This window comes from Chondromyces crocatus, assembly GCF_001189295.1.
GTDB lineage: Bacteria > Myxococcota_A > Polyangia > Polyangiales > Polyangiaceae > Chondromyces > Chondromyces crocatus.
In genome coordinates, this window is sequence record NZ_CP012159.1 from 7,117,650 (window position 1) to 7,129,048 (window position 11,399).

An 11,399-nucleotide genomic window follows, 5' to 3' on the forward strand; every position below is an offset into this window, starting at 1 on the left:
GCCGGAGGCGAGAGGCCGGCAGCGCCAGGGGTTCGTGTCGAGGCCGGCAGCGCCAGGGGTTCGTGTCGAGGCCGGAGCGCTACGGGTTCGTGTCGTCGTCTTCGAGGTCGGGCCACAAGGCGGCGAGGTCGAGGGCGATGGCGTCGAAGGGGGCGGCGTGGACGGCGGCTTCGCCCCGGAACACGTGCTCGAGGACCCAGCGCTCGCGGGGGCCGATGTGGAAGACTTCGAGGGAGTGCAGCAAGGGGTCGAGCAACCAGGCCCAGGAGACGCCCGCGGCGGCGTAGGCGGGGAGCTTCTCGGCGCGGTCGTAGGCGGAGGTGGAGGGGGACAGGACCTCGCAGATCCAGTCGGGGGGCTGCGTGAAGTGCGCGGCGCGCGGGAGGCGGGGCATCCGGTCGAGGCGCCATCCGGCGAGGTCGGGGACGAGGACGTCGGCGCCGAGGTGCAGCTCCGGCTCCATGAGGATGCGCCAGCCGCCAGGCCCGCCGCGGCCGTGGCCGAAGGGGCCCGAGAGCTCGAAGACCAGCTCGGAGGAGGCATGCGCATGGGCCGGAGCCGGCCGGGGGAGCGTGTGCAGCACGCCGTCGACGATCTCGGCCACGAGGTGCGGCGGCACCGCTTCGAGATCGGCGTAGGTGGCAGGGGCTGGTCGCTTTTCCGCCAGATGACCCATCGAGGAGGAGGATACCTGAAAGGCGCGGTGAGGACAGGCTTGCGGCGGGAAGCGGCGGCTCCGGTCTGGGCGGCCACGGGGCGGGGTCAGCCGGGATCGGTCGCCGCCCACGCCCAGTCGGGGTGCTCGATGAGCGGCCTGGCCAGGAGAACGGCTCTCACGAGGTCAAGACGCCGCCGAAGGGGATCTGCGCGACAGAACCGTCCGGAATGATGCGGATCCGGTTCTTCTGGTAGCCGCGGGCGTGGAAGACGGTCCAGTTCTGGATCCAGTACCGGATGCCACCCAGGACCACGTACACGGGGTCGTGAGAGCGTTCCTGGAGCAAGGTGCCGTCGCGCGGGATGAGGGGGATCGCCTGGGTGGCGAGCTGGGGCGCGGGGTTCATGTCCGGGTTGCTGTAGCCGAGGGCGGTGAACTCCATGAGCAGGTGGATGGGGAAGCGGGCGCCGCCGAAGACGACGTGCCGGGCACCGCCAGGGGTGACGAGGACCGTGCCGTCGCGCGGGACGGTGGGCGTGGAGGAGAGTGCGCCCGGAGGGAGGACGCGGTGATCCTGCGCGCGGAAGCCGAGGGCGTTGAACTCGTCCATGGAGGCGATCGCGAGGCGGGCACCGCCGTGGATGACGTAGAGCGTGGGGTCCGTGCCCTGGCTGAGAATGAGCTGGCGTGGGGTGTTCCTGAGAAGCGGCGAAGCCTGGAGGAGGTTCGACATCTTCTCGCCGTAGTTGTAGCCGAACCAGCCGTCGCAGCTCCCGCCGTAATGAAGGCCCGTCAGCTCTCCCTGGGCGTTGAGGATGCCGCTGCCGGAGTTGCCACCGAGCGTGTCGAGGTCGTCGTAGAGGATCCGGTCGAGGAAGACGTTGTACCTGGCGTGGCCGACGTCGACCTGTTTCCGCCGAAAGGCGGGGTGGCCGATGATGGAGATGACGCTGCCCGAGGGGGGATCGCCGCTGGCCACGGTGTTGTGGCCGTAGATCAGGCCGGGCAGGTGGCCGAGGCGATAGATGGCGTAATCGAGGTTCTGGTTGCGCAGCTCCAGGAGGTTGACGACGGGGAAGGACTGCGAGGGCAGGCTCTCCAGCAGCTCGCCGTCTTCTTCGAAGCCGAACTGCACGGTCTGGGCGAGGACCTGGGCGCCGTCCTCGGGGACGCAGTGGGCGTTGGTCAGGAAGAGGTCGTGCGCGATGAGGGTGCCGCTGCACCCGATGGGGCGGATGATGCCCACGGGGATCTTCTCGCGCTGGACGAAGCGAGAGGAGATGCCGTGCTTGCCGGTGAAGTCGTTGACGAAGGTGAGGTTGTCGTCGCCGTTGCACAGCGCCTTGGTCGTCATGTCCGGGCCGTCGCCCAGCTTGATGCCCATCTCGGCGGCGTAGGCTTCCAGGTCCTCCGTCTCCAGGACCCGGTTCGCGGCATCCGCGTTGGGGCCCCAGGGGCGCTGGGGGTCGTCGAGATCGACGCCGTCCGTGCCTTCTGCGTCAGGGTCCGACGATGTGCTCGACGCCGCCACGTGGACGCCGACGAGATCCGTCGACATCTCGGTGGGGTCCTGTGCGGGTGAGAGGTCGTTCTCGGAATCGGCCGCGCCATCGACGGCACAACCGAGGAGGCTGGCGCTCAGGGAGCAGGCCGCCATCAGGGCAAGGGGACGCTTTCTCATGTTCGTTTCCTGGAGTGAGACGATCCACGTCACGCCCCGGCCAGCGCCGTGAAAGGCTCGGTCCGGGTCGGGCACCACCCATGGGGGGCCGACACACCATCGAGGGGCGAAAGGCCATGCACCGGCATGACGTGAGCACCTCCTCAGGGCGTGATGTCGGCCACGCATTCCGCGAGGCCTTGATGGTCAGACTGCATGAGCAAGGGGCACGCCAGGCTGGGCGCACGGGATGGGTCGGCGATTGCACGAGGAAATGCGCGCGGTCACCGTCGCCTTGCGGAAAGGCTCGGAGACGCGGCTGCCAGATTGCGCAGCCCTGGCGCAACTGGCGCTATCGGCGCACCTGATGCGGCCCGCGCAACGGGTGAGGTTCACGCAACGGGCGCCATCGACCCAGCGGGCGCGGCTCGCGCAACGGCCGAGGTTCGCGCAACGGGCGCCGTCGCCCCAGCGGGCGCGGTTGGCGCAACGGACGCGGAGTCCGCGACGGGAGCAGGAATGGGAGGGGTGCCGGGTGTGGCAACGTCAGGCCACGCAGCGTGCGCCGAGGTGCAGCTCACCTCGAGGTCTGCTGCCGTCGGCCCGGTTGCCGTCAGCCGCCGTGGTCACCAGCCGCCGTGGTCACCAGCCGCCGTGGTCATCAGCCGCCGTGGTCATCAGCCGCCGTGGTCATCAGCCGAAGTGGTAAGCGGAGAGACGGACGCCCATGAAGACGTCGTTGTAGGCGGTGGTGCCGCGGTCCGCGCCGGCAGCGCCAGCGACGACCATGAGCGGCAAGAGGTGCTCTTCGCGGGGGTGGACGAGGCGGGCACCCGGGGCCTGAGACCACTGGGAGAGGCGCTGGTCGCGGGCCTTGGGGTCGAGGGCGGCGGTCTCGCCCAGCCAGGCGTCGAAGGCCTCGGAGATGGGGAGGGCCCGGGGATCACGGAAGCCGCGCATGTTGTGGTAGCTCATGCCGCTGCCGAGGATGAACACGCCTTCGTCGCGCAAGGGGGCGAGGGCGCGGCCCATGGCGAGGTGCTCGGCCGGGTCGAGGCCGCGCTTGAGCGAGAGCTGGACGGTGGGCAGGTTCGCGTCCGGGTAGGTGAGCTTGAGGGGGATGAAGGTGCCGTGGTCGAAGCCGCGCTCGTCGTTGGCGGCGGTCTGGAAGCCCGCGGTGCCGAGGAGCGCCTGGACGCGGGCGGCGAGCGTGGGGTCGCCCGGTGCGGGCCAGGTGAGCTCGTACGAGGCCGGGGGGAAGCCGTAATAGTCGTAGTAGAGGGGCGGGCGCGCAGCGGTCATGACCGTGGGCACGGGCTCTTCCCAGTGGGCGGAGACGACGAGCACGGCCTTCGGTGGGGTGGCAGGGAGGGCGCGGACGCCGCGGAGGTACTGGACGAGGCGGTCGACCTCGTTGCGGTCGAGGCCCATCTCGACGAAGGGCCAGGGGCCGCCGCCGTGAGGGAGAAATGCGACGGGGAGGCGGCCAGGGGTCGGGGTGGGGCGGCCACCGTTCGAGGGGTCCGCATGGGCCTGGGCGTCGTCCCCGGAGACGCCGTGAAGGGTGGCGAGGGTGGCAGCGCCCGCGATGCCAGCGACGACGGCGCGGCGGCGGGTGAGGCCCTCTTGGGGTTCGTTGGACATGCGCGCTCTCCTGGGGGGTCTCTGGCGTTACCTGGGGTCTCGGGACCCGAGGGTGGGACCGCTCGTGCTGCGCGGTCGGTACGCGGTTCCACTTCGTGAGGGGGTCAGCGTACCCGCGGACAAGATGCCCGCGGGAGGGCCAGCATGCCAGGCGTCTCCACTGCGCAAGTGTGTTGCGCGGGGTGCAACGCTCTTCGTCGACGCCGTGACGGGAGAGTCGGCGCGGTGCCTGGAGGTGCGCTACAGGGCTCGGGGGTCATTCATCGTCGAGGTCAACGGAGATCCTCGCTCGAACGCCACGCGAGGACACACTGAGGAAGCGCATTCCGCCGCATAGCTTCGTCCGTTTGGTCTTTCCGGGAGCAACCCCGTCGCCCTCGAAGAGGATGCCGTGCGGTGGGTTGAACATCCGAACGTGGATCTCACCTCGGCCGAGCGCTGCAGTGGTGATGGGGAGGCGGTTCTGCCGATCACCGGTTCTGGTGATGGTCGTCAGGGGCGCACACACCTCGGTTTCAGGCCGCAAAGACTCGCTGAGGCAGATGGTGGCGTAGGGGTACATGCGCGGCGCGGCCATGTCCTGGAATCCGTCGGGTCCCTCCAGCTCGGCGCCGATCATCCGGAGCTTCCACACCCGCTCATCAGGCAGGTCGTCGTCACATACGGAGCTCGGCGCGCAGGGGCGTCCGGAGCGGCATGCCGAGCCGTCCTTCGGACAGCACGGGAGGATCTCCGAAGGGGCAGGAGACCAGGTTGGTGGCACCGTGGGGATGGGGCTCGCGAGAGGAGCGCTCGGCGTAGGCTCGGTGGACGGGGCCAGAGGGGTCGACGGGTCAAGAGGCTGCAGGGAGGTTGCGGTCACGGTTCCCTCGACAGGGCCGTCGCCTTCACCCTCCGCAGGGACGGCAGGACGCCCGGCGAGGCGCTCCAACGAGAGGCTTGCTGTCACGAGGCCAACGACGACAGCCATCCCGATGCCTGCCCCGACGACGATCCAGCCGTAAGGAGCGGAGTGGCCCCGCGATGCCAGAGATGATGGCGGTTCCTCCAGCGTCACCTCGGGTCGGCTGGACCGTACGGGAGGGAGGGGCATGGGTGAGGTCCGCATGGTCACGGGCGTGGACGGGGGAGGCGCTGGCGTCCTCCGGAGCTCCGCCACTTCTCCCTCCTGCGAAGGCAGTGGAGCGGCAGGCTCGGTGATGACCCGCGCAGACCCGGGCGGAGGCGTGAGCAGGTCCATCGCGCCTCGACGCCCAGCACGCGCGCTGACGGCTGAATGGCTCTCTGTGCCACTGCTCGAGGTGCGACCGCTGTTCGACCCGCCGTCCTGGAGAAGGCTCAGCAGTGCCGCACCGTTCGAGGGGCGAGCCCATGGATCGAGCTGGAGGCATGCGCTGACCACAGCCCCCCAGGGCGCTTCGAGAGGCGTCGGAGGCCAGGTGAGTTTGCCGGTGTGCGCCAGCCTGAACACATCGGCGTGGTCGGCGAGAGAGGCCGCGGGCGGCAACCCCGTCGGGTGGACGCCCTGCACGAGGTCCCAGGCGAGAACGCCGAAGGCGAACAGGTCGCGGGCGAAGCCTTCGGGCGGCGAGGTCCAGACGCCGGGGATAAGCAGCTCTGGCGGGAGATAAGGGCCGGTGCCGACCATGGCGCCATGCGTGGTGAGTGGCCTGGGGTTCCCCGATGCGACGGCAATCCCGAAGTCCAGGAGCTTGACGCCGCCCGCTGCATGGGGGTCTTGCCAGAAGCTGCCGGTGATCAGGATGTTGTCCGGCTTGAGATCGCGGTGCACGATGCCGAGGGCGTGCACGTGGGCAAGGACGTCCGCGAGATGATGCAAAACGGCAAAGCGATGCCCGCGTGTGAGGCGCGGATCGCTGGCGAAGTCCGCAAGGGAGTGACCACGCGCATAGTCGAAGACCAGCCCGACGATGCCCTCGGCCGGGTCTTCGAACAGCTCGCGGCACGGGACGAGCGCGGGATGACCAGCGTGACGTAATGCCCTGGCTTCGCGGCGGGCACGCGCGGCAGCCGCTTCGTCGAGGCCGCGGACGAGGAGAATCTTCAGCGCACGGACCGCGCCGCCGTCGAGAGGATCGATGACCTTCCAGACCGTGCCTTGCCCACCCATACCGAGGGGCTTCACGAGAGTGTAGCGGTTGATCCGGAGGCCGGGACGGAGATCCATGCTGCCTCCTCAGATGTAGCCCAGGAGAGGGACCCACCTGAAGATCTCGGCGACCGGCGGGGTCGATTCCTGTGCGAAGCGCGTGTGGCATGCCCACGACATCGCCGGGAGCAACGAATGTGAACGAAGAAAGAGAGGAGGAGCGTCGCGCAATGAGTGTCCTCGAGGCGGAAGCCTCGCTCGGTTGCATCGAAGCGCTGCCCCACAGCGAGAGCGTCCGCGAGGGTCGTCCGTGAACGCATGCCCCTCCGCGCGTCACTCGTCGTCAAGGACGACGGAGACCGTGATGGGGGCATTGGTCGTGGCGCCACTTCTCAGGGAGAGGTTGCTGCAGAGCACGGTGCTGCGCAGCCGCTTGGTTTGCTCCGTCCGGCGCTCGAATTCCACCTGCCCCTTGGGACCCAGAATGCGGATCTGGAGGTCGCCGGCCATGAGGTCCCTGGTGGTGACGAGGAGGCGGTTCTCCCTGTCACCTCCAGACTTGACGATGCGCTTGAGCGGCGCGCAGACCTCGGTGTCTGGCTGCTGCCATCGACTCAAGCAGATGCTGGATCCCGGCTGGGTAGCGGCGATGTTGCGCACGGTGGGGTGCTCCCCTCGGGTCGCGCTGATGATTCGTAGCCACCATCGGCTCTCGAGGGGCAGATACTCTGGGCACGACGGGTCCGGATCGCACGCTCGCCCTGAGGAGCACGGTCCTTTGGACTTGGCGCAGCAAGGCGCGAGCTTCGGCGCTTCGAGGCGTGGGACAGAGCCGCTTTCGCCATTGTTCGTGACCAGGCGGACGCCATGTCCGATGGCCTGGGCGGTGTCTCCTGGGAGAGAGGCAGGCAGCGACGAGGCAGCCGACGAGGCAGTCGGCGCGGCAGTCGACGACGCAGCCGCCATGGGCAGCGGGACACCGGGGTTCCCTTGCGGCACGTCCGAGGGGCCCTCGAACCAGGATCGCAGCGAGCGCGCGTCCACCACGCCTGTCCAGGCGACGGCAGCCACGCTCATCACGAGCCCCAGGCTCAGCAAGCCCCAGCCGAAGCGCAAGGCAGGAGTGCCCGCGCCCCTCGGAGAAGCGTCCACCGACGTGGACCGCCGCAGCACCGAACCTCTGCTCGATGGGACAGGTGGACCCGACAGCTCAGTTTCACGGCGTGGTGGCGTGGTCGGAGACACGGTGATGCTCTTCGGTGCTCCGGGGGCCGACACGTGCATCTCGGTGGCACGGAGAACCACCGCCGGCTCGTCGCTCTGGATGCGTCGAAGGTGGCCAGCGCTGGACACGGTCTGCGGTAGCAACTCCAGAAGCGCGGTGCCGTGCGCCGGTCGGGCCCGCGGGTCGAGCTTCAGGCAGGCGCGGATCGCGCTGCGCCAGGGCTCTTCCAGGCCTGCGGGGGGCCACGGGACGTGACCTTGGTGCGCTTGCTTGTACACCGCGGCGTACTCGGCGAGGGAGGCGGTCGGAGACAGGCCTGTGGGATGAGCTCCCTTCAAGAGGTCCCAGGCGAGGACGCCGAAGGCGAACCCATCACGCTGGAAGCCTTCGGGGGGGATGCTCCAGACGCCGGGGAGCAGCAGTTCTGGCGGGAGATAGGGGCCGGTGCCGATCATGGCCCCGACCGAGGTCATGGGATGCGGGTTGCCCACGGGAACCGCGATACCGAAGTCGAGCAGCTTGACGCCGCCGGGGTGATCCGGGGCTTGCCAGAAGGCCTCGGTGATCAGGACGTTCGCCGGCTTGATGTCGCGGTGGACGATGCCCAGCGCGTGGACGTGAGCGAGCGCGTCTGCGAGCTGCACGAGGATCGTCTGGCGATGCACGCGGGTGAGGCGCGGATCTGCGGCGAGGTCGGCGAGAGACCGGCCGCGCTGGTAGTCGAAGACGAGGCCGACCAAGGCCTCTGCCGGAACCTCGAACAGTTCGCGGCAAGGGACGAGGGCCGGATGGGTGGCGTGGATCAATGCGCGTGCCTCGCGGCGAGCGCGCTGGGCGGCGCCCTCGTCGAGGTCGCGAACGAGGAGGAGCTTGAGGGCGCGGACTGCGCCACCGTCGAGGGGATCGATGACCTTCCAGACGCTCCCCTGGCCGCCCTCACCGAGGGGTCTGACGAGGGTGAAGCGGTTGATCCGGCGGCCAGGTAAGAGATCCATGCAGCGTGCTCCGTTTTACCCAGGTCCGGGGATGGACTGAAGCAGGCATCGTTCGACGATGCCGATCGCCCGCCCACGGCGGTCGATCGGTGCCTCGCGGGGCTCCTCGGCAGCGGACGAGGAGCCGGCTTCACGCGACTCGACGGCAACCGCGTCCGGAGATGGCCACCCGTGGGGGCTCGCAGTCAGCCGTTCCGGCGTCGTCTGCTCATGACGGCCAGCATGACCTGACCGGGGAACGAACGACCGGGAATTCCCTGGAGCGCGAAGGCCGAATCGCGATGATCACGTTTCCTCCAGACAGCCGGTTCGAGCGCGTGCGCGACATGCCGTGAACCCGGCACGCCGAGCACTGCCCGGACATGTCGCAAGCGCTCCCGCGCGTTTCACCATCTCCCCCCGCGCTCACCCCCTCATCCCACCGTGCACCGCTCCGCCGATGGAAGTTTCCACGCGTCTCGTGTGCGCCACGCGCGCACAGAAAGCAGGGAATCGTCACTCGACGGCCATCCTGCGGATCTGATTCAGGTTATTAACATTCGCACACAGACCAGCCACGAGAACGTAACACCGCCGACGCAGAGTCATCACCGGACAGGGCCCTGGAGCGAACCCATGAGACCTAGACTTCTGCATTATTTCGCGGCTGTTGGATGCATGTTCCTCGTTCCGCTGGCTGGTTGCAGCGGCTCATCCCCGGGAGACGATCCGGGGACGGGAGGGAGCGGTGGCGAAGGAACGGGAGGGGACGGCGGCACGGGAGGAGCAGGTGGCGCAGGCGCTGGCAGCTCGGGGACCGGAGCGAGCAGCGGGGATCCCGACTACGCCGGCGCGTTCCCGCAGGATCGGGTAGCGCGCCTCGACATCACCATCACGCCCGCGAACTGGCAGGCCATGCTCGACGACATGACCGAGCTGATCGGCGAGTTCGGTCAGGGTGGACCAGGCGGCCCTGGAGGGCCCGGTGGCCCTGGTGGGCCTGGTCAGCTCCCTCCGGAGCTGATCGCGGCGTGCGAAGGCAAGGTGGCCGGTGACGCTTGCTCGGCGACGCTCAACAACAACCCGATCACGGGGACCTGCGCGCAGCTCCAGCTCCAGGGGCAGCAACCCACCCTGATGTGCATGCCCGCGGGGGGACCCGGCAATGGCGGCCCGGGCAATGGTGGGCCGGGCAATGGCGGCGGCGCCATCGACCTGATTGGCGGGACGCCCATCTACGTCGAGTGCGACGTGAAGACCGAGGACCGGGAGTGGAAGCACGTCGGGATCCGCTTCAAGGGCAACAACAGCCTGCAATCGGCGTGGTCCGGCGGCGTGTACAAGATCCCGCTCCGCCTCAACTTCGACAAGTTCGAGGACGACTACCCCGAGACCAAGAACCAGAAGTTCTACGGGTTCAAGGACCTCTCGCTGTCGAACGGCTCGTCGGATCAGTCGCTCCTGCGCGAGAAGCTCGCGATGGACGTCTTCCGGGAAGCGGGCGTCCCCGCGCCGACGACGGCGTTCTACCGGGTCTTCATCGACCATGGTGAGGGGCCGGTCTACTTCGGGTTGTACACCGGCATGGAGATGCCGGACGACGATGCGTTCCTGAAGTCGACCTTCGGCAGCAAGAAGGGGAACGTCTACAAGCCCGACGGCGGCGCGGCGACGTGGGCGACCTGGGACGTGGACACGCTCGGGTTGAAGACCAACGAGACAACCGCCGACTACGCCGACGCGCGCGCCCTGTTCGACGCGCTGCACGCGGACCGGAACGACGCCGCCGCGTGGCGCACGGAGCTGGAGAAGCGGCTCGACGTCGAGGGCTTCCTGCACTGGCTGGCGGTGAACACCGTCATCCAGGACTGGGACCAGTACGGCCGGATGGCGCACAACTATTACATGTACGCGGACCCGGATCGGGATGCGCAGCTCCGCTGGATCACCTGGGATCACAGCTTCGCCTTCCAGTCCGGTGGGATGGGTGGCGGAGGGCTGTCGCTGGGCATGTCCGAGGTGGGGTCCCAGTGGCCGCTCATCCGCTTCCTGCTCGATGACCCGGTGTACGAGGACATCTACCGCGACTTCCTCGCGCAGACCGTGGCGGTCGAGTACGAGCCCATCGCCTCGGAGGCGCGCTTCCGCTCGGCCCACGCGCTGATCTCGCCCTACGTGGTCGGCCCCGACGGGGAGATCGACGGGCACACCTTCCTCCAGTCGGACGCCTCGTTCACCCAGGCGCTCGATACGCTGGTCACCCACACGCACAGCCGAGAGCAAGCGGTGACCACGTTCCTGGCCCAGTGACCCCACGACGGCGCGCCAGCGCGCGCCGTGACCCGACCCGCCGTCCCTGAGCGGCCCTCGCCTGCCGGATGCAACGATGGAACTGACCGACCTGATCGAGCCGCTCACCCGAGGAGATGCCTTCGAATGGCGGACGGCCCTGGTGGCCCTCTTGCTTTCGTTCGGGTTGGGGCAGGCGATCGCTGGTATCTACCTGGTGACGTTCCGGGGGCTGTCCTACGCGCGGACCACCGTGCAGGGGATGGCGATGGGGAGCGTCATCACCTGCATGCTGATGCTGGCCATCGGCACCAGCATCGCGGCCGGGATCGGGGTCGCGGGAGGGCTGAGCGTGGTCCGCTTCCGCACGACGATGCGCGATCCGCGGGACATCATCTTCGTGTTCGCCGCGCTCGGGGTGGGAATGGCCTGCGGCCTCACGGCCTACGGGACCGCCATCGCTGGCACGGCGGTGTTCGGCGCGGGGGCGCTGCTGCTCCACGCGACGGGCTACGGGTCGAAGCGGCAGCCCGATGGTCTCCTGCGCTTCACGGCGCCCACGGGCCAGGCCGTGGAGGACGCGATCTCGAAGATCCTGCGGGAGCACTGCCGCTCGTTCTCGCTCGTCACCCTGCGCGAGGCAGCGCAGGGGACGATGATGGAACACGCCTACCAGCTCACCGTGCGCGCCCCCGAGCTGCGATCGCCGCTCGTCTCACGGCTCCAGGCCATCCAGGGGGTCCAGGATGTCTCCCTGCTGCTCCAGGAGCCCACGCTGGATCTCTAGGATGCCGACCCTGACGCCGGCGAGCTCACCTCGGGACCCAGCGCCGTCCCGC

7 protein-coding genes are annotated in these 11,399 nt (G+C 68.9%); 2 read left to right on the top strand and 5 right to left on the bottom strand.

From position 1 onward, the window contains the following. Window positions 1-79: 79 nt before the first annotated feature. From CMC5_RS25975 to CMC5_RS25995, 5 genes are all read right to left on the bottom strand, one after another. Window positions 80-676 (bottom strand): Uma2 family endonuclease, encoded by a 597-nt coding sequence (locus tag CMC5_RS25975; protein ID WP_050432938.1) that lies wholly within the window; start codon window positions 674-676, stop codon window positions 80-82. A 157-nt stretch (window positions 677-833) separates the two neighbouring features. Further along, window positions 834-2,339 (bottom strand): trypsin-like serine peptidase, encoded by a 1,506-nt coding sequence (locus tag CMC5_RS25980; protein WP_169796656.1) that lies wholly within the window; start codon window positions 2,337-2,339, stop codon window positions 834-836. 672 nt (window positions 2,340-3,011) lie between these two features. Next, the gene (locus tag CMC5_RS25985) at window positions 3,012-3,962 is read right to left on the bottom strand and encodes a DODA-type extradiol aromatic ring-opening family dioxygenase (protein ID WP_050432940.1); all 951 of its coding nucleotides are present in this window, start codon (window positions 3,960-3,962) and stop codon (window positions 3,012-3,014) included. A gap of 256 nt (window positions 3,963-4,218) precedes the next feature. Continuing rightward, a complete protein-coding gene (locus CMC5_RS25990; RefSeq protein WP_050432941.1) occupies window positions 4,219-6,150 on the bottom strand; it encodes a serine/threonine protein kinase in 1,932 nt (643 codons plus the stop codon). A 255-nt stretch (window positions 6,151-6,405) separates the two neighbouring features. Next, window positions 6,406-8,292: a serine/threonine-protein kinase gene (locus CMC5_RS25995; RefSeq protein WP_050432942.1), complete on the bottom strand. Its 1,887-nt coding sequence runs from the start codon at window positions 8,290-8,292 to the stop codon at window positions 6,406-6,408. 657 nt (window positions 8,293-8,949) lie between these two features. On the opposite strand from CMC5_RS25995, the gene CMC5_RS26000 reads away from it, so the two are divergent. Beyond that, a complete protein-coding gene (locus CMC5_RS26000) occupies window positions 8,950-10,581 on the top strand; it encodes a CotH kinase family protein (RefSeq protein WP_050432943.1) in 1,632 nt (543 codons plus the stop codon). A gap of 76 nt (window positions 10,582-10,657) precedes the next feature. After that, complete coding sequence (locus tag CMC5_RS26005; RefSeq protein WP_082362797.1) at window positions 10,658-11,347, top strand: DUF4956 domain-containing protein; 690 nt, start codon at window positions 10,658-10,660, stop codon at window positions 11,345-11,347. Window positions 11,348-11,399 lie beyond the last annotated feature (52 nt).

Excerpts from the sequence above, each read along its gene's own strand:
- CMC5_RS25980 (WP_169796656.1), bottom strand. The coding sequence starts at position 2,339 with ATGAGAAAGCGTCCCCTTGCCCTGATGGCGGCCTGCTCCCTGAGCGCC.
- CMC5_RS25990 (WP_050432941.1), bottom strand. The coding sequence starts at position 6,150 with ATGGATCTCCGTCCCGGCCTCCGGATCAACCGCTACACTCTCGTGAAG.
- CMC5_RS25985 (WP_050432940.1), bottom strand. The coding sequence starts at position 3,962 with ATGTCCAACGAACCCCAAGAGGGCCTCACCCGCCGCCGCGCCGTCGTC.
- CMC5_RS25975 (WP_050432938.1), bottom strand. The coding sequence starts at position 676 with ATGGGTCATCTGGCGGAAAAGCGACCAGCCCCTGCCACCTACGCCGAT.
- CMC5_RS26000 (WP_050432943.1), top strand. The coding sequence starts at position 8,950 with ATGTTCCTCGTTCCGCTGGCTGGTTGCAGCGGCTCATCCCCGGGAGAC.
- CMC5_RS26005 (WP_082362797.1), top strand. The coding sequence starts at position 10,658 with ATGGAACTGACCGACCTGATCGAGCCGCTCACCCGAGGAGATGCCTTC.
- CMC5_RS25995 (WP_050432942.1), bottom strand. The coding sequence starts at position 8,292 with ATGGATCTCTTACCTGGCCGCCGGATCAACCGCTTCACCCTCGTCAGA.